The organism is Nocardia sp. CA-120079, from assembly GCF_050955745.1.
Lineage (GTDB): Bacteria > Actinomycetota > Actinomycetes > Mycobacteriales > Mycobacteriaceae > Nocardia.
This window is the reverse complement of sequence record NZ_CP192088.1, coordinates 2,386,031-2,411,683: the sequence shown is the minus strand read 5'-3', so window position 1 is coordinate 2,411,683 and position 25,653 is coordinate 2,386,031. Positions and strand designations below refer to the sequence as shown.

The 25,653-nt window shown below is 65.8% G+C and carries 23 protein-coding genes; 5 read left to right on the top strand and 18 right to left on the bottom strand.

The window, feature by feature from the left end:
* Positions 1 to 36: 36 nt before the first annotated feature.
* The 3 genes from ACQPYR_RS11100 to ACQPYR_RS11090 are packed head-to-tail and all read right to left on the bottom strand — an operon-like array spanning position 37 to position 3,439.
* The gene (locus ACQPYR_RS11100) at positions 37 to 744 is read right to left on the bottom strand and encodes a response regulator (RefSeq protein ID WP_433630792.1); all 708 of its coding nucleotides are present in this window, start codon (positions 742 to 744) and stop codon (positions 37 to 39) included.
* 38 nt (positions 745 to 782) lie between these two features.
* Entirely contained in the window at positions 783 to 3,284 is a 2,502-nt protein-coding gene (locus ACQPYR_RS11095) for an ATP-binding protein (RefSeq protein WP_433630789.1), read from the bottom strand.
* Complete coding sequence (locus ACQPYR_RS11090) at positions 3,281 to 3,439, bottom strand: hypothetical protein (RefSeq protein WP_433630786.1); 159 nt, start codon at positions 3,437 to 3,439, stop codon at positions 3,281 to 3,283. Before ACQPYR_RS11090 ends, ACQPYR_RS11095 begins: the two co-directional genes overlap by 4 nt.
* 465 nt (positions 3,440 to 3,904) lie before the next feature.
* On the opposite strand from ACQPYR_RS11090, the gene kdpA reads away from it, so the two are divergent.
* The 3 genes from kdpA to ACQPYR_RS11075 are packed head-to-tail and all read left to right on the top strand — an operon-like array spanning position 3,905 to position 8,595.
* Positions 3,905 to 5,575 (top strand): potassium-transporting ATPase subunit KdpA, encoded by a 1,671-nt coding sequence (gene kdpA, locus ACQPYR_RS11085; protein ID WP_433630783.1) that lies wholly within the window; start codon positions 3,905 to 3,907, stop codon positions 5,573 to 5,575.
* A 1-nt stretch (position 5,576) separates the two neighbouring features.
* Positions 5,577 to 7,706: a potassium-transporting ATPase subunit KdpB gene (gene kdpB, locus ACQPYR_RS11080; RefSeq protein WP_433630781.1), complete on the top strand. Its 2,130-nt coding sequence runs from the start codon at positions 5,577 to 5,579 to the stop codon at positions 7,704 to 7,706.
* Position 7,707: 1 nt separating this feature from the next.
* Positions 7,708 to 8,595 carry a potassium-transporting ATPase subunit C gene (locus tag ACQPYR_RS11075; RefSeq protein WP_433630778.1) on the top strand — a complete coding sequence of 296 codons (888 nt, stop codon included), beginning with the start codon at positions 7,708 to 7,710 and terminating at the stop codon, positions 8,593 to 8,595.
* Positions 8,596 to 8,644: 49 nt separating this feature from the next.
* On the opposite strand, the gene ACQPYR_RS11070 is transcribed toward ACQPYR_RS11075, so the two are convergent.
* From ACQPYR_RS11070 to ACQPYR_RS11060, 3 genes are all read right to left on the bottom strand, one after another.
* A complete protein-coding gene (locus ACQPYR_RS11070; protein WP_387289187.1) occupies positions 8,645 to 8,830 on the bottom strand; it encodes a hypothetical protein in 186 nt (61 codons plus the stop codon).
* A gap of 80 nt (positions 8,831 to 8,910) precedes the next feature.
* Positions 8,911 to 11,049: an amylo-alpha-1,6-glucosidase gene (locus ACQPYR_RS11065; RefSeq protein WP_433630776.1), complete on the bottom strand. Its 2,139-nt coding sequence runs from the start codon at positions 11,047 to 11,049 to the stop codon at positions 8,911 to 8,913.
* Positions 11,046 to 12,242: a glycosyltransferase family 4 protein gene (locus ACQPYR_RS11060; protein ID WP_433630773.1), complete on the bottom strand. Its 1,197-nt coding sequence runs from the start codon at positions 12,240 to 12,242 to the stop codon at positions 11,046 to 11,048. Before ACQPYR_RS11060 ends, ACQPYR_RS11065 begins: the two co-directional genes overlap by 4 nt.
* A 370-nt stretch (positions 12,243 to 12,612) precedes the next feature.
* Here ACQPYR_RS11060 and ACQPYR_RS11055 point away from each other — a divergent pair, with 370 nt between their 5' ends.
* Entirely contained in the window at positions 12,613 to 12,894 is a 282-nt protein-coding gene (locus ACQPYR_RS11055; protein ID WP_433630771.1) for a hypothetical protein, read from the top strand.
* 1 nt (position 12,895) lies between these two features.
* On the opposite strand, the gene ACQPYR_RS11050 is transcribed toward ACQPYR_RS11055, so the two are convergent.
* The 9 genes from ACQPYR_RS11050 to ACQPYR_RS11010 form a co-directional block, all read right to left on the bottom strand.
* The gene (locus ACQPYR_RS11050; protein WP_433630768.1) at positions 12,896 to 13,345 is read right to left on the bottom strand and encodes a carboxymuconolactone decarboxylase family protein; all 450 of its coding nucleotides are present in this window, start codon (positions 13,343 to 13,345) and stop codon (positions 12,896 to 12,898) included.
* A 65-nt stretch (positions 13,346 to 13,410) separates the two neighbouring features.
* Entirely contained in the window at positions 13,411 to 14,949 is a 1,539-nt protein-coding gene (locus ACQPYR_RS11045) for a PstS family phosphate ABC transporter substrate-binding protein (protein WP_433630765.1), read from the bottom strand.
* Between the two features lie 150 nt (positions 14,950 to 15,099).
* Complete coding sequence (locus ACQPYR_RS11040; RefSeq protein WP_433630762.1) at positions 15,100 to 16,173, bottom strand: PHP domain-containing protein; 1,074 nt, start codon at positions 16,171 to 16,173, stop codon at positions 15,100 to 15,102.
* A 5-nt stretch (positions 16,174 to 16,178) separates the two neighbouring features.
* Positions 16,179 to 16,760 carry a dihydrofolate reductase family protein gene (locus tag ACQPYR_RS11035; protein ID WP_387289200.1) on the bottom strand — a complete coding sequence of 194 codons (582 nt, stop codon included), beginning with the start codon at positions 16,758 to 16,760 and terminating at the stop codon, positions 16,179 to 16,181.
* Positions 16,761 to 16,822: 62 nt separating this feature from the next.
* Positions 16,823 to 17,683 carry a bifunctional DNA-formamidopyrimidine glycosylase/DNA-(apurinic or apyrimidinic site) lyase gene (mutM, locus tag ACQPYR_RS11030; protein WP_433630759.1) on the bottom strand — a complete coding sequence of 287 codons (861 nt, stop codon included), beginning with the start codon at positions 17,681 to 17,683 and terminating at the stop codon, positions 16,823 to 16,825.
* Between the two features lie 94 nt (positions 17,684 to 17,777).
* Positions 17,778 to 18,500, bottom strand: coding sequence for a ribonuclease III (rnc, locus tag ACQPYR_RS11025; protein ID WP_433630756.1), 723 nt, complete (start codon positions 18,498 to 18,500; stop codon positions 17,778 to 17,780).
* Between the two features lie 22 nt (positions 18,501 to 18,522).
* Complete coding sequence (gene rpmF, locus ACQPYR_RS11020; RefSeq protein WP_014987105.1) at positions 18,523 to 18,705, bottom strand: 50S ribosomal protein L32; 183 nt, start codon at positions 18,703 to 18,705, stop codon at positions 18,523 to 18,525.
* Between the two features lie 54 nt (positions 18,706 to 18,759).
* Entirely contained in the window at positions 18,760 to 19,389 is a 630-nt protein-coding gene (locus tag ACQPYR_RS11015) for a YceD family protein (protein WP_433630754.1), read from the bottom strand.
* Between the two features lie 77 nt (positions 19,390 to 19,466).
* Positions 19,467 to 20,213, bottom strand: a complete 747-nt coding sequence (locus ACQPYR_RS11010; protein WP_433630751.1) for a DivIVA domain-containing protein — start codon at positions 20,211 to 20,213, stop codon at positions 19,467 to 19,469.
* A 303-nt stretch (positions 20,214 to 20,516) separates the two neighbouring features.
* Between ACQPYR_RS11010 and ACQPYR_RS11005 the strand changes: the two genes are divergently transcribed.
* Positions 20,517 to 21,032, top strand: coding sequence for a GtrA family protein (locus ACQPYR_RS11005; RefSeq protein WP_433630749.1), 516 nt, complete (start codon positions 20,517 to 20,519; stop codon positions 21,030 to 21,032).
* 63 nt (positions 21,033 to 21,095) lie between these two features.
* Here ACQPYR_RS11005 and coaD read toward each other — a convergent pair whose 3' ends face one another.
* From coaD to ACQPYR_RS10990, 3 genes are read right to left on the bottom strand one after another with little or no spacing between them, the layout of a single operon-like run.
* A complete protein-coding gene (coaD, locus tag ACQPYR_RS11000) occupies positions 21,096 to 21,581 on the bottom strand; it encodes a pantetheine-phosphate adenylyltransferase (protein WP_433630746.1) in 486 nt (161 codons plus the stop codon).
* A gap of 54 nt (positions 21,582 to 21,635) precedes the next feature.
* Positions 21,636 to 22,196 carry a 16S rRNA (guanine(966)-N(2))-methyltransferase RsmD gene (rsmD, locus tag ACQPYR_RS10995; RefSeq protein WP_433630743.1) on the bottom strand — a complete coding sequence of 187 codons (561 nt, stop codon included), beginning with the start codon at positions 22,194 to 22,196 and terminating at the stop codon, positions 21,636 to 21,638.
* Positions 22,193 to 25,597 (bottom strand): pyruvate carboxylase, encoded by a 3,405-nt coding sequence (locus ACQPYR_RS10990; RefSeq protein WP_433630736.1) that lies wholly within the window; start codon positions 25,595 to 25,597, stop codon positions 22,193 to 22,195. The genes rsmD and ACQPYR_RS10990 overlap by 4 nt, the downstream gene beginning before the upstream one ends.
* Positions 25,598 to 25,653 lie beyond the last annotated feature (56 nt).

The following is a 25,653-nucleotide window of genomic DNA, read 5'->3' as shown; positions in this document are numbered from 1 at the left end:
TTGTCACGTTGCTCGCAACAGCTGTCGCCGCCGTCGCTATTCCTGAAAGCGGTACCCCATTCCGGCCTCGGTCAGCAGATGCTTCGGATTCGACGGGTCGATTTCGAGCTTGCGCCGCAACTGCGCGAGATACACCCGCAGATAATGCGTTTCGGTGGCGTACGACGGCCCCCACACCTCACGCAGCAGTTCGCGCCGCCCGACGAGTTTGCCGCGGTTGCGCACCAGCATTTCGAGCATGCCCCACTCGGTCGGGGTCAGGTGGACCGTTTCACCGTTCCTGGTGACCTTCTTGGCGCTGAGGTCGACGGTGAACGATGAGGTCACCACGACCGGATCGGTGGCATCGGAATCGGTCGCGCCGCGCCGGACCGCGGCGCGCAGTCGGGCCAGCAACTCATCCATGCCGAACGGCTTGGTGACATAGTCGTCCGCGCCCGCGTCCAGCGCCTCCACCTTGTCGGTCGAATCGGTGCGAGCCGAGAGCACGATCACCGGGGCGGCGGTCCAGCCACGCAGTCCGGCCAGCACCTCGATGCCGTCCATATCGGGCAGACCCAGATCCAGGATGACCACATCGGGATGCTTATCGGCCGCCGCGCGCAATGCCGCCGCGCCGGTGCCCGCGGTGATCACCTCATAGCCGCGCACCGACAAATTGATGCGCAGGGCGCGCACGATCTGCGGTTCGTCATCGACCACAAGCACCTTGGTCGACGGTGCTTCCTGCTTCTTGTCCGTCATTACGACTTCCTGTGCGGTCCGCGGTGTCGTTGTGCTCATCATCGGCTGCTCACCTCGGTTTCATCGGCAGGCAGGTCCACGATCATCGTCAATCCTCCGCCCGGTGTCGGTTCGGCGTGCACGGTGCCGCCCATCGCCTCGACGAAACCGCGCACCACCGACAGGCCGAGCCCGACACCGGTGGTGTTGTCACGATCGCCGAGCCGCTGGAACGGCTCGAATAATTGCTCCTCGGTGCCCGGCGCGACACCGGGACCGACATCGATCACGGCGATCGACACCCGCTCGCCGTCGTGTTCCGCGGTGACCCGCACAGGCGTGTCGCGCGTCGAATGCCGCAGCGCGTTATCGATCAGATTGGCCAGCACCCGCTCGAGCAGGCCGCTGTCCGCCCGCACCGAGACCTCACCGACCTCCACCTTCACCCGATCCATCGCCGCGCGCCGCAGCCCACGCGCGCCCATCCCGACGCTCACCAGCGCCTGATGCACGACCTCGTCCATGTACACCCGACGGAACTGCGGCTGCACCACACCGACCGCCAAGCGCGACGAGTCGAGCAGATTACCTACCAGTGCGGTCAGCTGATCCACCGATTCCTCGATGGTTTCCAGCAGTTCGACGGTGTCCTCGGGCGAGAACTCGATGTCGTCACTGCGCAGACTGGAAACCGCGGCCTTGGCGCCGGCCAGCGGCGTGCGCAGATCGTGACTCACCGCGGACAACAGCGCCCGGCGCAACCGGTCGGCCTCGAGCAGGGCCGCGGCGGCGCTGGCCTCCTCGGCCAGCCTGGACTGCCGGACCAGCCCGGCCGCCTGGTTCGCGACCGCGTTGAGCACCGGACGGTCGACCGTGGCGAGCGGCCGCCCGGCCAACAGCAGCCAGCTGGTCGCATCCCCCGCCTGAATCGCGGTCTCGGCCTCGGACGCTCGCCGCGGCGGACTCGTGCCGACCGCAGCGATCACCTCGTCGCCGCACTGCATGCTGACCGCGCGTAGCCCGTAGGTCTCGCGGACCTGCTCCAGCAGCTTGGGCAGATCCGCACCGTGCAGCACGGCACCGGCGAACAGGGTCAGCAATTCGGCCTGCTGGGAGGCTCGACGCGCCTGCCGGGTCTGTTTGCCCGCCACATCCACCAGCGCGGCGACCGCCACCGCGACGATCAGCAAAACCACGACTGTGATGAAGCTGTCCGGTTCGGCAATGGTCAGGCTGTAGCGCGGATCGACGAAGAACCAGTTCAACAGCATGCCCGACAGCAGCGCCGAAAGTGCGGCGGGCACAACGCCACCCAGCAACGCCACCGCGACGACGCCGATGAAGAACACCGCGCTGAGGCCACCGAGCTGCAGATAGCCGTCCAGGAAAGAACAGATCACCGAGACCGCTGCCGGAACCAGTACCGCCGCGAGCCATGCGCGGATCGGCTGGCGCGGCATCAGCGAATAGCGGCGCAGCCCACGATTGGCCTCCTCATGCGTGACCATGTGTACATCGATCTTGCCGGATGCCTGCACTACGGCGGAGCCGATCCCCTCGTCGAGCATGCGCGCCCAGCGTGAGCGCCGGGACGTGCCGAGCACCAGCTGGGTCGCGTTCACCTCGCGGGCGAATTCCAGCAGCGTATTCGGCACATCGTCACCGGTGACGGTATGCAGCGAGGCATCTAGACTCGCGGCGAATTCCCGCAGCCTGGTCAGCCGTTCCGTCGATACGCCGGCGAGTCCGTCGCCGCGTACCACGTGCAGTAGGACCAGGTCGGCGCTGGATTTGGTGGCGATACGGCTGGCCCGGCGCACCACGGTCTCCGATTCGGGACCGCCGGTCACCGCGACGACCACGCGTTCGCGCGCCTCCCACAGCTCGGTGATCTTGTGGTCGGCCCGGTATTTCGCCAGTGCCGCATCGACCTGGTCGGCCAGCCACAGCAGCGCCAATTCGCGCAGGGCGGTCAGATTGCCGGGCCGGAAGTAGTTGCGCAGCGCCGCGTCGACCTTGTCGGCGGCGTACACGTTGCCGTGAGAAAGCCTGCGCCGCAACGCCTCCGGCGTGATGTCGACCAGTTCGACCTGGTCTGCGCTGCGCACCACCGCGTCGGGCACGGTTTCCTTCTGCTGGATGCCGGTGATCTGCTCGACCACATCGTTGAGGCTCTCGAGATGCTGCACATTGACCGTCGAGATCACGTCGATGCCCGCGGCCAGCAAATCCTCGACGTCCTGCCAGCGCTTGCCATGTTTGCTACCCGGGGCGTTGGTGTGCGCGAGTTCGTCGACCAGCACCACGGCCGGTGCACGGCGCAGCACTGCTTCCACATCGAGTTCGGGCAGTGTGGTCCCGCGATACGCCACCATGCGCGGTGGAATCCGCTCGATGCCCGCCACCAGTTCCGCGGTCTTGGCTCGGCCGTGTGTCTCCACTACCGCAGCTACCACGTCGCGGCCGCGTTCGAGTCGGCGATGGGCCTCGCCCAACATGGCGTAGGTCTTGCCGACCCCCGGTGCCGCACCGAGGTAGATGCGCAGTTGGCCGCGTTTCACTCGTCCATCATCGCGCGATACGGCGTGTCGCCGAAGATCCGTACCCGTTCCGTCGCGATCTCCGAATCTGGCCGCTGACCCATTATCGACAGCGCGCGAATGATCAGCGCACAACAGACGAATCCGATGAGCACCGCGACCGTGACAGCCGACATGACGATCCTTTCACCGACCAATAGGACCCCGGTCGCGCTGGCATCCCCCGCATGGCCGGTCGATGAATTTCTACTCCCGTATCGGCCGCCTATCTGGATCTTTACAGTGTGTTGACGGCTTGACCCCCTACCTTGACGGCATCCTTTCACCCAGCGTCCGAGCCGTACCCGTAAACGAAGCGTCAATGCTCGTCAAAGGGCCGCCAAGAACCCGTAAACAAGCTCCGCACCAGCTCGAATGACCGCTTGACTCACCCTGTCGCGCGCCGTACCCGGAGCGCCAATGGAGGTTGTGTAAATGTCTGTCGTGGTTTTCACGGTGCTCACCGTGGCGATCTTCGCGCTACTGGGCCTGATCCAGCGTGGGGTGGAAAAGCTGTGATCGCGAACCTGATCGGTCTGGTTCTCGCCGTCCTCATCGCCGTCTTCATGGTGGCGGCGCTGCTCTTCCCCGAGAGGTTCTAGTTGAACACGACCACCGCGGGGATCGCGTTCGTCGCATCCCTGATCATCGCGCTGGCCCTGGTGCATGTGCCACTCGGCGACTACATGTTCCGGGTGTACAAAGCCGAGAAACACTCCCGCGTGGAGCGCGTCATCTACAAGGCCATCGGTGTACAGCCCGAGGTCGAGCAGACCTGGGGCGTCTACGCGCGCAGCGTGCTGGCGTTCTCGGCGGTCAGCATTCTGTTCCTGTTCTTCCTCCAGCTGATCCAGGGCAAGCTGCCACTGCATCTGCACGATCCGGCGACCGAGATGACTCCGGCGCTGGCCTGGAATACCGCGGTCAGCTTCGTGACGAATACGAACTGGCAGAACTACTCCGGTGAATCGACCCAGGGGCACCTGGTGCAGATGTCCGGGCTCGCGGTGCAGAACTTCGTCTCCGCGGCCGTCGGCATCGCGGTGGCGGTCGCGCTGGTACGCGGCTTCGCCCGCAGGCGTACCGGCGATCTGGGCAACTTCTGGGTGGACCTGGTGCGCGGCACTATTCGCATCCTGCTGCCGCTGGCCTTCGTCTTCGCGATCATTCTCATCGCCGGTGGCGCGATCCAGAACTTCCACTTGCATGATCAGGTCGCGCAAACGTTGAACGGCACCGAGCAGACCATTACCGGCGGGCCGGTGGCCAGCCAGGAGGTTATCAAGGAACTCGGCACCAACGGTGGCGGCTTCTACAACGCGAACTCCGCGCACCCCTTCGAGAATCCGACGACCTGGACCAATTGGATCGAAATCTTCCTGCTGCTGGTGATCAGCTTCTCGCTGCCGCGCACCTTCGGTCGCATGGTCGGCAGCAAGAAACAGGGCTACGCGATCGTCGCGGTCATGGGCACGATCGCGCTGATCAGCGTCACATTGCAGAACCTCTTCCAACTGCAGCACCACGGCACGGTGCCGACCGCGATCGGCGCATCGCTCGAGGGTGTCGAAACCCGTTTCGGCGTCCCCGATTCCGCAACCTTCGCCACCGCGACCACGTTGACCTCCACCGGTGCGGTGGATTCGTTCCACGATTCCTACACCAGCCTCGGCGGCATGATGACGATGTTCAATATGCAGCTCGGTGAGGTCGCGCCGGGCGGTACCGGCTCGGGCCTGTACGGCATGCTCATCCTCGCGGTGATCACCGTATTCGTCGCGGGTCTGATGGTCGGTCGCACACCGGAATACCTGGGCAAGAAGATCACACCGCGCGAAATCAAGCTCGCCGCTTCATATTTCCTGATCAGCCCGCTGATCGTGCTGGTGGGTACCGCAGCCGCGATCGCCATGCCGGGGCAGCGCGCGGGCATGCTCAACGCCGGACCGCACGGGCTCTCGGAAGTGTTGTACGCCTTCACATCCGCGGCGAACAACAATGGTTCGGCCTTCGCGGGGCTGTCGGGAAATACCGAGTGGTACAACACCGCGCTGGGCCTTGCCATGGTCTTCGGACGCTTCCTGCCGATCATTTTCGTACTGGCCCTGGCCGGTTCGCTCGCCCAGCAGGGTCAGACCCCCGAATCGATCGGCACGCTGCCGACGCACCGGCCGCAGTTCGTCGGCATGGTCGTCGGCGTGACGGTGATCCTGGTCGCGCTGACCTTCCTGCCCGCACTCGCACTCGGGCCGCTCGCCGAAGGAATCCACTGATATGTCCACTACGACAGCCGTACCGGTCCAGCCCAAACGTGGCGTCCGCAAGGGCGTGCTCGATCCGAAGATGTTGCTGACCTCCATTCCGGACGCGGTCCGCAAGCTGGATCCGCGCACCATGTGGCGCAATCCGGTGATGCTCATCGTCGAGATCGGCGCGGTCTGGTCAACCGTGCTCGCGCTTGCGAAGCCGACCTTCTTCGCCTGGGCGATCGTCGTATGGCTCTGGCTCACCGTCGTATTCGCCAATCTCGCCGAGGCGGTCGCCGAGGGACGCGGTAAAGCGCAGGCCGATACGCTGCGGAAAGCCAAGACCGACACCATGGCTCGGCGTCTGGTCGACTGGTCGCCGGGTGCACGGATCGTCGAGGAGAGCGTCGGGGCTCCGGCGCTGCAACGCGGCGACTACGTCATCGTCGAGGCGGGCCAGGTCATTCCGGGCGACGGCGATGTCGTGGAAGGCATTGCGTCGGTGGACGAATCGGCCATTACCGGCGAATCCGCGCCGGTCATCCGGGAGTCCGGCGGCGACCGTTCGGCGGTCACCGGAGGTACCACCGTGCTGTCCGATCGGATCATCGTCAAGATCACCCAGGAGCCGGGCGCGAGCTTCATCGACAAGATGATCGCGCTCGTCGAGGGCGCGTCACGGCAGAAGACGCCGAACGAGATCGCGCTGAATATCCTGCTCGCCGCGCTGACCATCATCTTCGTCTTCGCGGTCGCGACACTGCAGCCGTTGGCGATCTTCTCGAAGTCGAACAACCCCGGCGTGGCCGATACTTCGGCGCTGGACGTGCACGGTGTCACCGGCATCGTGATGGTCTCGCTGCTGGTGTGCCTGATACCGACCACCATCGGCGCATTGCTGTCGGCCATCGGGATCGCGGGCATGGACCGCCTGGTGCAGCGCAATGTGCTGGCCATGTCCGGCCGCGCGGTCGAGGCCGCCGGTGACGTGAATACCCTGCTGCTGGACAAGACCGGCACCATCACCCTCGGCAACCGGCAGGCCTCGGGATTCGTGCCGATGCCCGGCATCTCGGATGACGAATTGGCCGATGCCGCACAGCTTTCCAGCCTCGCCGATGAGACCCCCGAGGGTCGCTCCATCGTGGTCTACGCCAAGCAGGCGTTCAACAAGCGCGAGCGCACCCCGGGTGAGTTGACCGGTGCGACCTGGGTGGAATTCACCGCCCAGACCCGTATGTCCGGCGTGAACCTGCAGGACGGGCACCAGCTGCGCAAGGGTGCCGCCAGCGCGGTCATAGACTGGGTTCGCGCACAAGGCGGGCAGGTTCCCGGCCATATCGGCGTGATCGTCGACGGGATCTCCGCATCCGGCGGCACCCCGCTGGTCGTGGGTGAGGTCGATGACGAAAAGGCCCGGCTGCTCGGCGTCATTCATCTGAAAGACGTTGTGAAGCAAGGCATGCGGGAGCGTTTCGACGAGATGCGCCGAATGGGCATCCGCACGGTGATGATCACCGGTGATAACCCGTTGACCGCCAAGGCGATTGCCGATGAGGCCGGTGTCGACGACTTCCTCGCCGAAGCGACGCCCGAGGACAAACTGGCGCTGATCAAACAGGAACAGGACGGCGGTCGCTTGGTCGCGATGACCGGTGACGGCACCAATGACGCACCGGCCCTCGCCCAGGCCGATGTGGGCGTCGCGATGAACACCGGCACCTCGGCAGCCAAGGAAGCCGGAAATATGGTCGATCTGGATTCGGATCCGACCAAGCTCATCGAAATTGTGGAGATCGGCAAACAGCTGCTCATCACCCGCGGTGCACTGACCACCTTCTCGATCGCCAATGACATCGCGAAGTACTTCGCGATCATTCCCGCGCTGTTCGTCGCCCTCTTTCCGGGCCTCGACCTGCTGAACATAATGCGGCTGGCCAGTCCACAGTCGGCGATCCTTTCGGCGGTCGTCTTCAACGCGCTGGTCATCATCGCGCTGATCCCGCTGGCGCTGCGCGGTGTGCACTACCGGCCGAGCAATGCCTCGAAACTGTTGAGCCGCAACCTGACCATCTACGGTCTCGGCGGCGTCGTGGCGCCGTTCATCGGCATCAAACTGATCGACCTCGTCGTCCAACTCCTCCCCGGGATGTCCTGATATGCGTATGTCGACTTGGATCCGGCAGCATCTGGCCGCGTTGCGTGCGCTGCTGGTGCTCACCGCGATCACCGGAATCGTCTATCCCGTCGCGGTTTTCGTGGTCGCCCAGATTTCCGGCCTGCACGATAAGGCGGACGGGTCACTGATCACGATAGACGGCAAGGTCGTCGGTTCCAGCCTGATCGGGCAGTCGTTCACCGATAAGGACGGCAACGCACTGGTCCAGTACTTCCAGAGCCGTCCGTCGGCGGCGGGCGACGGCTACGACCCGCTGTCCACCGCGGCGTCCAACCTCGGCCCGGAGAGCATCGTCGACACCCTCGACGCCGATCCTGCGAAGGTGAAGTCGAGCCTGCTGTCGACCGTCTGCGCGCGCAGCAAGGCGGTCGGCGAGCGCGACGGCGTCGATGGCAGACGTCCGTTCTGCACCAAGGACGGTGTCGGCGCCGTGCTTTCGGTGATCGGACCGCGCGACGCGGATGGTGAGGTCTCGCATCCGGTGCAGGTCGTGAGCGTCAACGAGGCGTGCCCGGCGAGGCCGTTCCTGGCTACGTACAAGGGTGTGCAGGTCGAATGCGCCGAGTTGGGCGAGGACTATTCGGTCGGCCGGATCGTCCCGATCATCGGCGACGCCTCGACCGACACACCGGTGCCCACCGATGCGGTCACCGCCGGCGGCAGCGGTCTGGACCCGCATATCTCACCGCGGTACGCGGCCATCCAGGTCGCGCGAATCGCCAAGGCCCGCAATATCTCCGAGGATCAGGTGCGCGCACTCGTCGACGCGCACACCGACGGCAGGACTCTCGGCTTCCTCGGTGAACCGCGGGTGAATGTGGTCGAGCTGAATCTCGATCTCGACAAGCGATACCCGACGCGCGGCTAGCGAGCCGAGCGCTCATTCCCGAACGGGAATGGGCGCTCGGCCGATTCGTTCAGTTGTCCTCGACGCAGGCGAAGCAATACGCCGACGCGGCGAGATACTGGCGGCAGTCCGGACCGTGGCCCGCATGCGTACTGCAGATGAAACGCGCCAGGTCCAGATCGAGATCCATCGGCTCAGCACTGCAATCACGGTGCTGAGTGCTCCACAGATCCCGGCGATCCAGTGACGTCTGCATTGTGCACCTCCAGCCTGTTGGTAGTCAGTGGAGAAGCGAACAATGTCCTTACATTGGTGGATTACCCGATCCGGCGCCGTTCATCGCGTGATCCGCCAATCATCGGGCAGCCGCACCGTGGTGACTTGATCGCCCTCGGCCACGAGATCCACGGTCGCCGAACCCAATCGCAGATCGCTCAGCGTGACCGTGCCCCATTGCGGCGGCAGTTGCGGTCTGACGGTGAGCGTGCGCGATTGCGCGTCCGGATCCAGTCCGAGGAACGAGCGCACCAGCAATAGCGGTGCCGCGCTGGCCCACGCCTGCGGTGAGCAGGAGGTGGGATACGGGACCGGAACCGCGAACTGATCACGCGGAAATCCGCAGAAGAGCTCGGGCAGCCGACCACCGAAAGATGCCGCCGCATCGAGTAATCCGCCCGCCAGCCGGGTGGCGAGCTCGACCGCGCCGGGCACCTGCCGGTAGCGCAGCAGGCCCGCGACGGCGATCGCGGTATCGTGCGGCCAGACCGATCCACAGTGATAGCTCATCGGGTTGTAGGCGCCCATCGACGAGGCGAGGGTGCGCAGCCCGAAGCCGGTGTCCATTTCGGGACCGGAGAGCCGCCTGACCATTTCGGCGGCGTGCTCGTCGCTGGCGATGCCGGTCCAAAGACAGTGCGCCACATTGCTTGTCAGCGCATCGACTTGCCGTTTGTGGCCGTCGAGCGCGACCGCGTACCACCCCTGTTGCGGTAGCCAGAACTGTTCGGCGAATTTGCCGCGCAGTTCGGCGGCCCGCTCACGCAGCCGGGTGGCCGCACGCTGATCGTCGAAGGCCTCGGCCAACTCCGCCCGGGACAGCAGTGCGGCATACGCATAGCCTTGCACCTCGCACAGCGCGATCGGCGCCTCCGCGAGATGTCCTGCGGCATCGTTGATTCCGTCGAAACTGTCCTTCCAACCCTGATTGATCAGGCCGCGATCGGTGGCACGGCGGTATTCGACGAAGCCGTCGCCGTCACGATCGCCGTAATCGGTGATCCACCGCACCGCGGCGTCGGCGGCGGGCAGCAGTTCCCTGATCACCTCCGAATCCGCACCCCACCGATGACATTCCGCGAGCAGCATGATGAAAAGCGGTGTGGCGTCGGCGGTTCCGTAATAGGTGCTGCCACCGAGCACATGCCCGCTCGCGGGGCCGCCCCGCATCTCGTGCATGATCCGCCCCGGCTCCTCCTCGGTGAGCGGATCGATGCGCTGCCCTTGCAATTCGGCCAGCTGCTGCAGCGTGCCCAGCGCGAGATCCACTTCCAAAGGCAGCGCCATCCACGCGGTGAGCAAACTGTCGCGGCCGAACAGGGTCATGAACCAGGGCGCACCCGCGGCCACGAACGGGCGACCCTCGCCGGATTCGTCGTGAATCTGCAACGCGCCCAAGTCGCTTTCCGAGCGGCGAAGCACCTGGGTGAGTACCGGATCCGCGGAAGTGATCTTCGTCGCGGTGTGTCGCCACGCCGCCATCTTGCGGCTCGGTGCGCTGAGCCCATGGTGCTCCCCCGGCGCCAGCGGCGCCTGGACGCGTTGATTGCCGACGGTCGGCTGGGCAACGATCTCGGTCTGCCAGCGTTCGCCGGGCAGAACGACCACCCGCCAGAGCAGGGTGCCGGGCAGAACGGCGGGCTCGACGGTCGCCGAAACCGTAAGCCCGCGCATCCGATCGGTGCGGTCGTGCAACAGCAACTCGCCTTCGGCCACGGTGACCTCGGCGCGGCCGTGCGCGACGCGGCCCTCCTTGACCGCGAACAGATCGACGAAATCCGCGTCGACATGCAATTCCAGAGTGACCGCGGTGGCCTCCCGGCCCATATTCTCCAGGGTCAGAATCTCGTGCATGCCATCGGCGATGAGGCGTTCGCGCACCAACAGCAGTGTGCTGTCGGCCTGTCCGGCCTGCGGTGGCCGGCGCAGCACGAATCTGGCGGCGAACGCCTCCGGGCTGAGCACCGACAGCGATTCGGCCGGTCGGCCGTCCACCAGCAGTTCCCAGCGGGAGATGACGCGGGCGTCGCGGAAGAACAACCCGTGCGGATGTCCCGGTTCGACATCGCCGAGCCGATTCGACAGGCAGAAGGTACCGCCCTCGACCAAGGTCACCGAATTGCCGCAGCCACCGAGACCGGTCGGCTCACCGGAATTCAGCGGTGCGGGATTCGACGCGACGCCTGCGTCGGCGGTCATACTCGTTCGCTGGCGGGAAGACGGACCGGCACCGTCTTATCGAGCAGCAGTGCCGCACGCGCATGGCGCCGCGAACGCAGGAGCTGGTGATAGACCTGCTCATAGCCGCGCCCGAGCGTGCCCGCGCCGAAGTTCGCCTCGACGTGCGCACGGCATGCGGCCGGATCCAGCTGGCTCGCCTCGTGGATCGCGGCGGGCAGTTCGGAGGGATCGTCACAGATCCGACCGGTCACGCCATCGACGATGACCTCGGCAACGGCACCGCCGCGTAGCGCGACAACCGGTGTGCCGCAGACCATCGCCTCGATCATCACCATGCCGAACGGTTCCTCCCAATCGATGGGGAACAACAGGCAGCGCGCATTCGCGAGCAGTTTGCGCTTGGCCGACGCATCCGCGAGTCCGAAAAGATGATCGCGCTCGGTGATCAGTGGGCGCACTTTTTTCTCGAAATACGCCCGCTCGGGGGCCTCGCTGCATTTGCCCGCGAGCACCAATGGAATACCGGCCGCGTGAGCGGCTTCCAATGCGAGATGCGTGCCCTTGGTTGCGGTGAAGCGGCCGAGAAACAGTGCGTAGTCGCCTTTCTCGGTTTGGTAGGGCCACTGGTCGACATGTAGTGCATTGTGTACGCGACCGACCCAATTCAGATCGGGCGCCAATTCGCGCTGCCGATCACTGATGGCGACCAGCGATACTTCCTGACCCAATTCGCGGTAGTAGTGGTAGCAGTCGCCCTCGTCGACCGGCCCGTGCACGGTCACCACCGTTGGTAAACCCAAGCCCATATACGCCGGGGCATTCAGTGGTCCGGCAAAAGTGTGGTCGTGCACCAGATCCACGCCGGCGGTCGCGGCGACCTGTTCGATCGCCCTACGCACCTTCAGAGCGTGCACGACCTCGGGAAACGGCTCTCCGAGCCGTTCGGGTAATGCGCGATCCCACACCGGAACGAATTTCGCGGTGGTGCCGGGCTCACCGGCGCCGAACAATGTCACGTCGTGCCCGCGCGCGACCAAGGCGTCGACCAAATCGGCGACTACCGCCTCGACTCCGCCATAGGCCTTCGGCGGTACGTCGAAGTAAGGCGGAACAACCATCGCAATGCGGAATCGTTCGCCGACGTGATCGGTAGACAGCAAATCCGAAGCGGCAATGTGCGCCGAATTCGGCGCGATCAGACCTGCGCTCATGACCATCCTTCCAGGGACAACCTTGTGCACATCCACCCAGCACTTCGGTGCGCTGGGCGCCGAACGTGTTGGCCGCCGCGGCGGAGGTGAAGACTGGAGCCTGCACCGCCGTCCATGAAGGCTTGGTTGGCCTGGTCACACCGATCGGCATGAACAGGGGGGCCGCACACAGACGTACCTTATTTCTGGGGGTTCAAACCACGCAGTCGGTGTGAAATCTCAGTATTTGGGATGAAATGGGCCATTATCCGGAGTTGATATCAAGCGGAGTTACCGGACTATTGAGGGTCCCAAGAGTAGGCGGGGAAGCAAACGAATCCGGTGTCCGATTGCTCTACCGTCTTGTTATACGCATACATATAATATGCGCATGTTAGATCCCATCACCCTTGCCATCGGGGCCGGAATCGCCGGGGTCGGCTGGGCCCTCGGGCGGTTCGGCAGGCGTTCGCCCGCTGGATCCGCGGTCGCCCGGTGCGGCTGTGGCCACGACCTGGCGCTGCACGATCCGGAGGCGGGCACCTGCCATGCCGAGTTGGTCCGCAAGACTTACGGCGGGCCCGTATGGGTGCAGTGCGGTTGCCGACGCTACACCGGTCCCGTCCCCGTCGAGGAGTACTTCAGCAGACCGATCATGCCCACGACGGACTGACTCACGACTCTGCCGCCGAGGCAGGCTGCATGCGCAGCGGCACCCCGATCCGGTTCCACAGGTTGATCATCGCGGTCACCGCGACCAGACCGGCCCGCGCGCCCTCGTCGAAGTTCTTCTCCACCTCGGCCCAGATCTCATCGCTGACACCGTGTTCACCGAGCCTGGTGACCGCCTCCGCGTAGGCGAGGGCGGCTCGTTCGGCCTCGGTGAACTTCATCGACTCGCGCCAGGCATTGAGATAGTAGATCCGCTGTTCGGTCTCGCCCGCCATCCGCGCGTCGGTGGTGTGCATATCGATGCAGAACAGGCAGCCGTTCATCTGGGAAGCGCGGATCTTCACCAGCTCGCGCACCGTCGAATCCAGCGGCCCCCGGCGGATCGCCTGCTCTGCGGCGTACCAGGCCGTGTAGATCTCGGGCGCCACCTCGGCGAGTTGCATGCGTGACATGGGTCGTCCTCTCTCGAAATCGCTTACCCGAGTAGGACGAGACAGCCGCCGAATCTGTGACAACCTCACGAAGACGGCAGGCAGCGGGCCCGATCGGGCAGCTCACCGCACGGCTCGTTGCCATGCTCACGCAGCACATCCTTGCCGGTCAGATCGGTCAAGAAGTGCAGGAAGCTCGCGCCGAGCGAATCGCCGGGGAGTTCGCCGTAACCGTAGGCGTATTCGACGCCCCAGAACGGATAGCTGCGGTTGACGGCGGCATCGCGACCCGGTGTTACGCCATTGATGGTGAGGGTCGTGGCTCCCGCCTTCACCGCCTCGGAGAACTCGCTGTAGCCGATCGCGCCCGGAATATCGCCGACAGCCTTCTGCATATCCTTGGTGACCTGCACATCGCAATATCTGGCCGTCGCGGGCGCGCCATCCTTGATCGCGACACAGCTGACATGCGGCCGATCGGGCTGCGGACCGCCGAGCACCCTGCGCTCCAACGTATTTCGAGTGCCCGATCCCGGTATCCGATTGACCAGCACGACCGGCAGGTCGGCACCGCCGACATCGCGCCAGTTGGTGATGCGGCCCTGATACAGATCCTGGATCTGCGCGACAGAAAGGTTGGTGACGCCGACATCCTTGTGCACGATCATGGTGAACAGCGACAGCGCCAGCGGACGGGCCAGCAGCGGTTGGTAGCCATCACCTTTCGGTCCGTCGCTGATCGTGAGCAGATCCGGATCGTCCTTGCCCTCCTCGGCGAGCCGGTCGAGGCCGCGTTCGGTGCCCTCGAAGCCGAAGCTGAATTCCGCTCCGGTGCAGCGCTTCCCGTACTGCGCGGCCGCATCGCGGATGACCGGTTCGAAGGCCGACGAGCCGACCACCGTGAGTTTGCCCGCGGCACAATCCAATGGCGTCGGATCGGGCGACAGCACGGAAACCAAAAGCTGGACGACGATGACCACGACCAGAAAGGCCGTGAGCGCCACCATCACGCGCGAAATGCCGGTGCGGCTCTGGGTTTCGATGATCCGCCCACCCTTGATGCCGCCGCTCAGTACCGGATCCGCGTACTCGCCCGTACCCTCCGAACGTTGCAGAATGGCCAGGATCTTGTAGTGATCACCGCGATTGAGTGGAACCCTCGGCAGATCGATGGCACCGATATGTCCTTCGGTATCCTCGCGAACCGCGATACCCGAATCACGGCCCAGCGAATCGGCCAGGCCCTCGTCACTCAGCTCGGTCACCGCCATGCCGATGATCCTGCGCTGCGAAAAGTTCAGATGCAGGCCGACCCGCCCCGCCTCGGGTGCCCGGTAGTCGTGCGTATCGATCGGTGTCGCACCGCTGTTTTCGATACGGACCAGCACCACCGATAGATCCTTCAGCGGTGGACTCACACCATCTTCCTCGGGGCGCAGCTGCGGCAGTACGCCGGGAAAGACCGATTCGATCTCACCGGTGACCGGCGTATCCATCTGCACCCGATAGCCGATTTCCTTGCGTCCGACGAAGACGAACTCCCAGAGGAACGCGATGATCGGCACCGCGATACCGATGAGTCCGAGCACGATTTCGATCGGAAAACCACCCACCGGTGCCGCCACCCCCAAGAGATCTTTGTGTCAACCATTCTCGAACGTCATCGGGCATCCTCCCAGATCCCGCACGAGTGTTCGACAACAGTTAACCCGACGGTCAGCAGCTGCCGCCGAAATCAGCTCCGACCAGGCGGCCCACTCGCGCCGGGGCGACGATCAAACCACGTCCCCAGCTGCCGATTTCGTCCAGGCGAGCAGCTTCTCGGCTGGCCAGGTATTAATAACCCGTTCCACCGCAACATCGTTCGCGACAGCACGCTCGCAGCCGTAACCGAGCCAATCCAACTGACCAGGGGCATGCGCATCGGTGTCGATCGAGAAAAAGCACCCCATCTCGACCGCCATCCGCAGCAGTCGCGACGGCGGATCGAGCCGTTCGGGACGGCTGTTGATCTCTACGGCTGTCCCGTAACTCCGGCACGCCTCGAAGACGAGCTCGGCATCGAACGTAGACTCCGGCCGCAGACCCCGCTGCCCCGCGATCAGTCTGCCGGTGCAGTGGCCGAGCACATCCACGTTCGGATTCGCCACCGCGTACACCATGCGCTTGGTCATGGTCTCGCTGTCGGCACGCAGATGCGAATGTACGCTGGCCACAACGATATCGAGTTCGGCTAGCAGATCGCTCTGCTGATCCAGGGTCCCGTCATCGAGGATGTCCACCTCGATCCCGGTGAGAATCCGGAACGGCGCGACTCGTTCGTTCAGCTCCGCGACCACATCCAACTGCCGCCGCAACCGGTCCGCCGAAAGCCCGTTGGCGACGGTCAACCGCGGCGAATGATCAGTCAGCGCACAGTATTCGTGGCCGAGCGCGGCGGCGATGCCCATCATCTCCGCGATCGGACTGCCGCCGTCGGACCAGTCGGAGTGGGTGTGCAGATCGCCGCGCAACTGAGCCCGCATGGGTTTGCCCGGCGCCCCGATGGGCTGCGCGGCCGTGCGGAGTTCGCTCAAATAGTCCGGCACCGCACCGGAATACGCCTGTTCGATGACGGCGGCGGTCTTCGGCCCGATCCCCGCGAGCTCTTGCCAGCTGTGCGCGGCGCGATGGGCCGCCTGCTCGTCCTCGGACAGCTGGTCGACGACCTCGGCGGCCCGCCGGTACGCCTTCACCCGATGGGTTTGCGCTCGTGCGCGTTCGAGCCAGAAGCCGATCTCGCGCAGCGCCTCCACCGGACCCGGAGCGTTCCCCGGGCCCGGAGCGACGATCGAATCGTCTTCCGCCACAGCGGTTATCGAATCCGGCTGTACTTCACGAAGGCGACGCCGTCCTCGAACACCCGGCTGGTGATCACCCGGAAGCGGGCCGCCTCGGGCAGGCGCGGGCCGGAACCGAACAGCGAGCGGCCGCGGCCGAGTACGACGGGGTACAGCTTCAGGAAGATCTGATCGATCTCCGGCAGCAACTCCTGCGCCAATTCCCCACCGCCGCACAGCCAGATCCCGAGCCCGTTGTCGCGCTTCAACTCTCGCACGGTGGCGAGCGGATCGGCCGAGATCAGCTCCACCGAAGGATCCGGACTCTCCGGCAGCGTCGTCGATACGACGAATTGACGCAGATGCGAATACGGGCTGGAGGTTCCGGTCCGCACGCCGAAGTCGTGGGTCTTGCGGCCCATCAGCACGGTGTCGAAGTAGCGGTTGCGCTTATCGATGCCGAGAGCCTCCCGCACCTTCGTCGGCAGGGTCTCGGGGTACTGCGCGGTGATCGCCGGGCCGTGATCGCCACCGACCGGGAAGAAGTCGACCGACCCCTCCTCGGTGGCGATGAACCCGTCGATGGTCGAAGCGACGTAGTAGGTGAGCTTGCGCATAAGTCCTTCCTCCACGGCCAGTCGGCTCCCGAGCCGCCTAAAAGAACGGTAGCTCGCCAACCCTAACGGCGACGGGCCTTCGGTTGGCAGCGCGGGCAGGAATAGGAAGAACGATTCATGAACTTCTCCCGCACGATGGGCGCACCGCAGCGACGGCACGGTTCGTCCTCGCGGCCGTAGACCGCGAGCGAGCGTTCGAAGTAGCCGGATTGGCCGTTGACATCGACATACAACGCGTCGAACGAAGTGCCACCGGCCGTGAGCGCCTCCCCCATCACCGTGCCGACCTCGGTGAGCAGGGTGCGCACGGCAGGTCTGGTCAGCCCGGACGCCAGCCGGTTGCCGTGGATCTTCGCCCGCCACAGAGATTCGTCGGCATAGATATTGCCGACGCCGGAGATCACGGTCTGATCCAGCAGCACCCGCTTGATCTCGGTCTGTTTGGCGCGCACCGCGGCCACCACGACCTCAGGGTCGTAGCGCGGGTCCAGCGGATCCCGGGCGATATGGGCGACAGGTTGGGGCACCGGAGTCCCGTCGACCTCGACCAGCGGTGCGAGCGCCCAGCCGCCGAAGGTGCGCTGATCGACGAAGCGCAATTGCGCGCCGTCGTCGAGGGTCGCGAGGATATGCGCGTGCTTCTCCACCGGAGCATCGACGGGCTGCACCAACATCTGCCCGCTCATACCGAGATGGACGACAAGCGAGGTATCCGGATCGTCGAAGGTGAGCCACAGGTATTTGCCGCGCCGCTCGGCGGCGGCGACTCGCAGCCCTTTCATCCGAGCCGTCAGATCATCCGCGCCTTCGAGATGGCGGCGCACCGACCTGGGATGGCTCACCGTGACGGATTCGACCACCCGCCCGACGACATGTGCGGCGAGTCCGCGCCGCACGACCTCGACCTCCGGTAGCTCTGGCATGAGGACTCCTATCGACATGAGGAGGTGGACCGCACTGCCACCCACCACGCGCGAGTCTTACGAGCGCCGTTCGCGGCGCCGCAGGCGCCGCAATTCAGATACCGTCGGTCAGCGCCTGATAGGCGGCGCCTGCGGCCTTCTGCTCGGCTTCCTTCTTGGAGCGGCCGACGCCCTGACCGTACGGACGACCGCCGATCACGGTGGTCGCGGTGAATTCCTTGTCGTGGTCGGGACCTGTCGAGGTGATCTCGTAGCTGGGCACGCCGAGGCCACGTTCGGCGGTGAGCTCCTGCAGGCTGGTCTTCCAGTCCAGCCCGGCGCCCATCCGCGGTCCGCGCTCGAGCAGGTCGGCGAACAGCCGCAGCACCACCTCGCGCGCGACATCGATACCGTGCTCGAGATGGACCGCGCCGAGCAGCGACTCCATGCCGTCGGCGAGAATGCTCGGCTTGTCCCGGCCGCCGGTGAGCTCTTCGCCCTTACCGAGCAGCAGGTGCACGCCGAGCCCACCCTCGCCGAGCCCGCGCGCCACCTCGGCGAGCGCGTGCATATTCACCACGCTCGCCCGCAGCTTGGCCAGTTCGCCCTCGGACTTGTCCGGGTGCTCGTGGTAGAGCCGCTCGGTGATGCTCAGGCCGAGGACCGAGTCGCCGAGGAATTCCAGACGCTCGTTGGTCGGCAGTCCGCCGTTCTCGTACGCGTACGACCGGTGCGTCAGCGCCAGCCGCAGCAGATCGGCCCGCACGTCGACGCCGAGCGCCGCGAGCAAGCTCACATGTTCACCGGACGCGCCGGATTCGTCCTTACTGGCGGTCACGTCGATACGACAGGTCGAACGATCAGACAGCAGCGGTGACCTGGCGGCCCTTGTAGGTGCCGCAGGAGGGGCACGCGATATGCGGCAGCGTCTTCTCGCCGCAGGCGCGGTTCGGGCACGTGATCAGGGTCGGCGCGGTGGCCTTCCACTGGCTGCGCCGCGACCTGGTGTTGGAACGGGACATCCGGCGCTTGGGAACGGCCACGACTACTTCTCCTCTTGTCCTGTTGCTTGCCGGTACGGCAGCACTGTCTCGGTCTTAATGGTCTGTGTTGGTTGCACCCGAATCGGGGCTGCCATTGCCGGGCGACTCGGCGGCGAACTTCGCCAACCCGGCCCAGCGAGGGTCAAGTATCTCATGCCCATGGCCGGAACCCGCAATCGCCATCCGGACACCGCATTCCGGGCACAGGCCCGCGCAGTCCGGAGTGCACAGCGGCTGCAGCGGGAGTTCGAGGCCGATCTGGTCGGTGATCACCGGTTCCAGGTCGATCGTGTCGTCCACGATGCGGTAGATCTCATCGTCCTCGGTGGTCTGCTCGGTGGCGCTGTCCGGGTAGGCGAACAGTTCCGTGAGCCGAATCTCCACGGTGCCGGTGAACGGCTCGAGACAGCGCGAGCACTCCCCCGCCGTAGATGCGGCGACCGTCCCGGTGACGAGGACGCCCTCGGACACCGCCTGCAACTGCAGATCCAGGTCCACCTCGGCGCCTACCGGAATGGCGATCAGATCCAGCCCGATCCGCTCGTCGGCGGTAACCACGCGATGCAGCTCTTTCATCGTGCCCGGACGACGGCCGAGGCTGATGACATCCAGCACGAAACCCGCGTCCGGCGTGCGGCGTGAGGCCGTACGAGGACGCGAAGTGGGACCGGAACCGGCGGACATCACGAACTCACTTCACATTCGAGGGGAAATGGGCAACCACTCCACAATACGCGAGGGCACGGCGAGCGCCCAAATTGTCAGCGGCGATAGTCGGCCGCGTAATCCGGCGCGCCCGCACCCGAGCGCAGTTGGTGACGTCCGCCGCGCACGGTCCGCAGGGTGGAGTTGAGGGTCTCCTCGAAGTCGGCGAGCCTGCTGTCGACGTAATGGTCGCATTCGTCGCGCATCCGATCGGCCTCTTCGTTCGCGCCGTCGATCAACCGGGCCGATTCGGCATGTGCGGCACGCACCACTTCGGTCTGCGTGACCAGGCGGTCGCGTTCGGCTTCGCCCTCGGCGACCGAGCGGTCATAGGAGGCCTTGCCCGCCTCGATCATCCGCTCGGATTCGATGCGGGCCCGACCGGTGACTGCCTCGAATTCGGCATTGCAGTCGGCGACGATGCGGTCGGCCTCGGCCTGAGCGGTATTCACCAGGTGGTCGGCGTGGGCGCCGGCCTCGGCGACCATGCGGTCGGCGTGCGCCTTGGCGTCGGCGAGAATCCGGTCGGCCTCCTCGCGGGCCGATCCGATGGTCTGGTGCGCCTGGTCGTTGGCGGTGGTCACGGTCGTCTCGGCGGTGGTACGGGCGTCGGCGACGATCTTGTCGCGATGATCGAGCACATCCTGGGCGTCGTCGAGTTCGCCGGGCAATGCATCGCGCACGTCGTCGAGCAGTTCGAGCACATCACCGCGCGGCACGATGCAGCTGCGGGTCGGCGGGATGCCGCGCGCTTCTTCGACAATGGCGACCAGCTCGTCGAGAGCTTCGAATACGCGATACATGCTCCTACCCCACTCTCGTGCAGACCTACGGCGAAACTTTCCGCCGTGGCCCAGTGTGCCCCTCGTCACGGCTCGTGCCGAGTCCCCCACCGGTGTGTCGTGTAGGTGTCTCGTACGCCACAAAAACAAGTGGAGGATCTGCCTCCACTTGGTGTTACATTTATCGGGAAGGTCGCAACAAGATCTTCTTAAGTGGATCGCAGGCCCTGACCGGGACTGTGGGGTTAGAGGAGGCCGACCGGGCGGATTGCGATGACCATCGCGGTTGTCCGTACCGAAGGCTCGTGTGGGATCGGAAAGACAATGACCGTACTGGAACTACCGCGGACGACGGTTCTGCCGACAAGCAGCCTGTACACGCCGTGGGCGGGGCCCTACCCCGTGCTGCGGCCGGGGACTACCGCTCGGTTCGGCCAGTTGATGCACTATCTGCGCGGCGACCGCGCGCTGGCTCAGCTGATCCGCTTCGCCCTGGTCGGCGGTTCCAGCAATATCGCCTACGTGCTGCTGTTCTTCGCGATGCACGGCGTCGGTCCCCTGGTCGCCAATATCGCGGGCTCGGTCGTGAGCACCGTGATCGCCAATGAAATGCACCGTCAACTCACCTTCCATGCCGCAGGCCGGGTCGGCTGGTTCACCGCGCAGTGGGAGGGCGGCGGGCTCGCGCTGGTCGGACTCGGGATCACCACCGCCGCACTGGCCGCGCTCGAGCTGTGGGCACCCGGCATGGGCGGTACGTTCCAGGCCGCGGCCGTCCTGGTCATCACCGCCGCGGTCGGTGGTATGCGCTTCCTCGCCCTGCGTGGCTTGGTCTTCTGATCAACAGCCCATACAAATCCGCCCCGGCTTCTTCGGAACCGGGGCGGATTTCGTTGGGGGCGTTCAGCCTTTGCGTTCGGCGAGGCGATCCAGCAGGCGCTTGTGGACGGCGGGCGGGAGCATGTCGGTGACATCGCCGCCGTAGGTCGCGACCTCCTTGACCAGCGAGCTGGACAGGAAGCTGAAAGTCGGGTTGGTGGCGATGAAGAAGGTGTCGACGCCGCTGAGCTTCTTGTTCATCTGCGCCATCTGCAGTTCGTAGCCGAAATCGGTGGCATCGCGCAGACCCTTGACGATCGCGCTGATCCCCTCCTGCTTGGCGAAATCCACCGTCAGCCCCTGCCAGGACTCCACCCGCACATTGGGCAGGTGTGCGGTGGCCTCGCGCAGCATCTGCATGCGCTCCTCGACGCTGAACATGCCCTGCTTCTTGGGATTGACCATGACGGTCACCACGACCTCGTCGAACTGAGCCGCGGCCCGCGCGAAGACGTCGATATGTCCATTGGTCACCGGGTCGAAAGAGCCCGGGCACAACGCTCCTGCCATGAACAGACGGTATCAGGAGGCCGGATCCGCACCTCGAATGCCGCGACGACGGAGTTACTCCGGGGCGAATTCGGCTAGTTCGATGCGGGTTTCACCGTATTTGCGCGCCTTGGCGGGGACATAGCCTGCGGGCCAGACGATCTCGGGTGAGCGGATAGAACGCTCCACCACGACGAGGGCCTCCGGTGCCAGCCAGTCGTGTTCGGCGAGGGCGCGCAGGTCGGCGGTGACCGTCGCGGTGTCGACGTCGTAGGGCGGGTCGGAGAAGACCACGTCGTACTTGCCCGCGCCGCCGCCCGCCAGGACAGTGGCGACGGAGCCGATGCGGAGTTCGGCGCCCGGCAGGCCGAGGTCGGCGATATTGCCGCGCACGATGGTCGCGGCCTTGCGGTCGGATTCGATGAGCATGGCGTGGGTGGCGCCGCGGGAAAGTGCTTCCAGGCCCAGTGCGCCGGATCCGGCGTAGAGGTCGAGTACGCGGACGCCGTCGAAATCGATGCGGGCATCGAGGGCGCTGAACAGTGCCTCGCGCACCCGATCGGAGGTGGGCCGGGTACCCGCGGGCGGGACGCGCAGCCGCCGCCCGCCCGCGGTACCCGCGACGATCCGGGTCATTCGGCCGCGGACTCGCGCACCGTGAGCTCGACCAGCAGGTCACCGCCTTCGACCTGCTGCACCTTGCCGATCGCGACCCGGCCGACGATGCCCGCGCGCGGTGCGGTGATCGCGGCCTCCATCTTCATCGCCTCGATGGTGCCGACGATATCGCCGGCCGCGATCGAATCGCCTTCGGACACAGCCAGTGTCACCACACCGGCGAACGGGGCGGCGATATGGCCCGCGTTGCTCTTATCGGCCTTCTCGGCGGCGGGGATATCGCTGGCGATGGAGCGGTCGCGCACGGCGACCGGGCGCAGTTGGCCGTTCATGATGCACATGACCGTGCGCATACCGCGCTCGTCGGGTTCGGAGATGGCCTCCAGTCCGATGAGCAGGGTGACGCCCTTCTCCAGTTGCACCCGGTGTTCGTCGCCGCGGCGCAGTCCGTAGAAGAACTGGTTGGCCGACAGGCCCATGGTGTCGCCGTACTTTTCCCGGTGCGCGAGGAATTCCGCGGTGGGACCGGGGAAGAGCAGGCGGTTGAGTGTGGCCCGGCGCAGTTCGGAGGACCCGGCGAGTCCGGCCTCGTCGGCGGGGGTCAGCGGGGTCTCCGGCTTGGCCGGTCCGCGGCCGGCCAGCGCGCGGCTGCGGAACGGTTCGGGCCAGCCACCCGCCGGATTGCCGAGTTCGCCACGCAGGAAACCGATTACCGAATCCGGGATGTCGTAGCGGCCCGGGTCGGCGGCGAAGCTTTCGATATCGACGCCGGTGCCGACCAGTGCGAGCGCGAGATCGCCGACCACCTTCGAGGACGGGGTGACCTTGACCAGCCGGCCCAGCAGCCGGTCCGCCGCGGCGTATTTCGCCTCGACCTCTTCGAAACGGTCACCGAGGCCGAGTGCGATGGCCTGCTGACGCAGATTCGACAGCTGACCGCCCGGGATTTCGTGGGTGTAGACCCGGCCGGTCGGCGCGGGCAGCCCGGATTCGAAGGGCGCGTACACCTTTCGCAGCGCCTCCCAGTACGGCTCCAGATCGCAGACGTTCTGCAGGCTGAGACCGGTGTCGAATTCGCTGTGCGCGGCGGCCGCGACGATCGCGGAAAGCGCAGGCTGGCTGGTGGTTCCGGCCATGGCGGCACTGGCGCCGTCGACCGCGTCGGCACCGGCCTGCCAGGCGGCGAGGTAGGTGGCCAGCTGACCGCCGGGGGTGTCGTGGGTGTGCACGTGCACCGGCAGGTCGAAGTTGCTCCGCAGCGCGGAGACCAGAGTCGCGGCGGCCGGAGCGCGCAGCAGGCCCGCCATATCCTTGATGGCCAGCACGTGCGCGCCCGCGTCGACGATCTGCTCGGCGAGCTTGAGGTAATAGTCGAGGGTGTAGAGGTTTTCGTCCGGGTTGGACAGGTCGCCGGTGTAGCTCATCGCGACTTCCGCGATGGCCGTGCCGGTTTCGCGCACCGCGTCGATGGCCGGACGCATCTGGTCGACATTGTTGAGTGCGTCGAAGATGCGGAAGATGTCGATACCGGTGTCGGTCGCCTCCTGCACGAACGCGCGCGTCACCTGCTCCGGGTACGGCGTGTAGCCGACGGTATTGCGTCCACGCAGCAACATCTGCAGACAGATATTCGGCACCGCCTCGCGCAGCGCGGCCAGCCGCTCCCACGGGTCCTCGAACAGGAAGCGCAGCGCCACATCGTAAGTCGCGCCGCCCCATGCCTCGATCGACAGCAGTTCCGGGGTCAGGCGCGCGACATGTCCTGCGACACCGAGCAGACCATTGGTACGCACCCGAGTGGCCAGCAGCGACTGATGTGCGTCGCGGAAGGTGGTGTCGGTGACGCCGACGGCCTTCTGCTCACGCAGCGCCTGCGCGAAACCCTCGGGACCCAGGCGCAGCAGCCGCTGACGGGAACCGTCCGGCGGCGGCACGCTCAGATCGATGGCGGGCAGCTTATCGTGCGGATACACCGTGGTCGGACGCTCGCCGTGCGGCTTGTTGACGGTGATATCGGCCAGGTAGTTCAGGATCTTGGTGCCGCGGTCGGCCGAACCGCGCAGGGTCAGCAGCTGCGGGCGCTCATCGATGAACGAGGTGGTGACCCGGCCGGCCTTGAAGTCCGGATCATCGAGCACCGCGAGCAGGAACGGGATATTGGTGGTGACGCCACGGATGCGGAATTCCGCGAGTGCGCGGCTGGCCCTGGCCACTGCGGCATGCAGATCGCGGCCGCGGCAGGTGAGCTTGACCAGCATCGAGTCGAAGTAGGCGCCGATCTCGGCGCCCAGGTTCGCGCCTCCGTCGAGGCGGATGCCCGCGCCGCCGGGGGTGCGGTAGGCGGTGATGCGGCCGGTGTCGGGGCGGAAGCCGTTGGCCGGATCCTCGGTGGTGATCCGGCACTGCAGGGCCGCACCGCGAATGGCGACCTTGTCCTGGCTCAGACCGAGCTGTTCGAGGCTATCCCCCGCCGCGATGCGCAGCTGGGACTGCACCAGATCGACATCGGTGATCTCCTCGGTCACCGTGTGCTCGACCTGGATGCGCGGGTTCATCTCGATGAAGACGTGGTTGCCGCGCTCGTCGAGCAGGAATTCGACGGTGCCCGCGCAGCTGTAACCGATCTGGCGAGCGAAGGCCACCGCGTCGTCGCAGATGCGCATCCGCAGTGCGGGATCCAGGTTCGGGGCGGGCGCGAGCTCGATCACCTTCTGGTGGCGGCGCTGCACCGAACAGTCGCGCTCGAACAGGTGCATGACATTGCCGTGCTGGTCGGCCAGGATCTGCACCTCGATGTGGCGCGGATTGACAACGGCCTGTTCCAGGAACACGGTCGGGTCACCGAAGGCCGACTCTGCCTCGCGGGACGCGGCCTCGATCGATTCGCGCAGCTGTGCGGGATCGGCGACCCGGCGCATGCCGCGCCCACCGCCGCCCGCGACGGCCTTCACGAAGATCGGGTAGTCCAGTTGCTCGGATGCGGCGAGCAGTTCGTTCACATCGGCCGATGGCGCGCTGGACTTCAGCACCGGCAGACCCGCCGCCCGCGCCGCCTCGATCGCGCGGGCCTTGTTACCAGCCAGTTCGAGCACCTCGGCCGACGGACCGATGAAGGTGATGCCCTCGCGCGCACAGGCCGCCGCGAGGTCCGGGTTCTCGGACAGGAAGCCGTAACCGGGGTAAATGGCGTCGGCACCCGCGGACTTGGCCGCCTCGATGATCGCCGCTATCGACAGGTACGCCCGGACCGGATGCCCCTCTTCGCCGATCTGGTAGGACTCCGCGGCCTTCAACCGGTGGACCGAGTTGCGGTCCTCGTACGGGAAGACCGCGACCGTCCCGATGCCGAGTTCGTAGGCCGCGCGGAAGGCGCGGATGGCGATCTCGCCACGGTTGGCAACCAAGACTTTCGAGAACATTGAACTAAGGTACCCGGCCCGGAATCGTGGCCTGACAGGGAAGTCCACTTCGCGGA

Coding starts and splice junctions, on each gene's coding strand:
- ACQPYR_RS11100 (WP_433630792.1), bottom strand. CDS start 744: ATGACGGACAAGAAGCAGGAAGCACCGTCGACCAAGGTGCTTGTGGTC.
- ACQPYR_RS11090 (WP_433630786.1), bottom strand. CDS start 3,439: ATGTCGGCTGTCACGGTCGCGGTGCTCATCGGATTCGTCTGTTGTGCG.
- kdpB (WP_433630781.1), top strand. CDS start 5,577: ATGTCCACTACGACAGCCGTACCGGTCCAGCCCAAACGTGGCGTCCGC.
- ACQPYR_RS11075 (WP_433630778.1), top strand. CDS start 7,708: ATGCGTATGTCGACTTGGATCCGGCAGCATCTGGCCGCGTTGCGTGCG.
- ACQPYR_RS11070 (WP_387289187.1), bottom strand. CDS start 8,830: ATGCAGACGTCACTGGATCGCCGGGATCTGTGGAGCACTCAGCACCGT.
- ACQPYR_RS11065 (WP_433630776.1), bottom strand. CDS start 11,049: ATGACCGCCGACGCAGGCGTCGCGTCGAATCCCGCACCGCTGAATTCC.
- ACQPYR_RS11060 (WP_433630773.1), bottom strand. CDS start 12,242: ATGAGCGCAGGTCTGATCGCGCCGAATTCGGCGCACATTGCCGCTTCG.
- ACQPYR_RS11055 (WP_433630771.1), top strand. CDS start 12,613: ATGTTAGATCCCATCACCCTTGCCATCGGGGCCGGAATCGCCGGGGTC.
- ACQPYR_RS11050 (WP_433630768.1), bottom strand. CDS start 13,345: ATGTCACGCATGCAACTCGCCGAGGTGGCGCCCGAGATCTACACGGCC.
- ACQPYR_RS11035 (WP_387289200.1), bottom strand. CDS start 16,760: ATGCGCAAGCTCACCTACTACGTCGCTTCGACCATCGACGGGTTCATC.
- mutM (WP_433630759.1), bottom strand. CDS start 17,683: ATGCCAGAGCTACCGGAGGTCGAGGTCGTGCGGCGCGGACTCGCCGCA.
- ACQPYR_RS11015 (WP_433630754.1), bottom strand. CDS start 19,389: ATGTCCGCCGGTTCCGGTCCCACTTCGCGTCCTCGTACGGCCTCACGC.
- ACQPYR_RS11010 (WP_433630751.1), bottom strand. CDS start 20,213: ATGTATCGCGTATTCGAAGCTCTCGACGAGCTGGTCGCCATTGTCGAA.
- ACQPYR_RS11005 (WP_433630749.1), top strand. CDS start 20,517: ATGACCGTACTGGAACTACCGCGGACGACGGTTCTGCCGACAAGCAGC.
- coaD (WP_433630746.1), bottom strand. CDS start 21,581: ATGGCAGGAGCGTTGTGCCCGGGCTCTTTCGACCCGGTGACCAATGGA.
- rsmD (WP_433630743.1), bottom strand. CDS start 22,196: ATGACCCGGATCGTCGCGGGTACCGCGGGCGGGCGGCGGCTGCGCGTC.
- ACQPYR_RS10990 (WP_433630736.1), bottom strand. CDS start 25,597: ATGTTCTCGAAAGTCTTGGTTGCCAACCGTGGCGAGATCGCCATCCGC.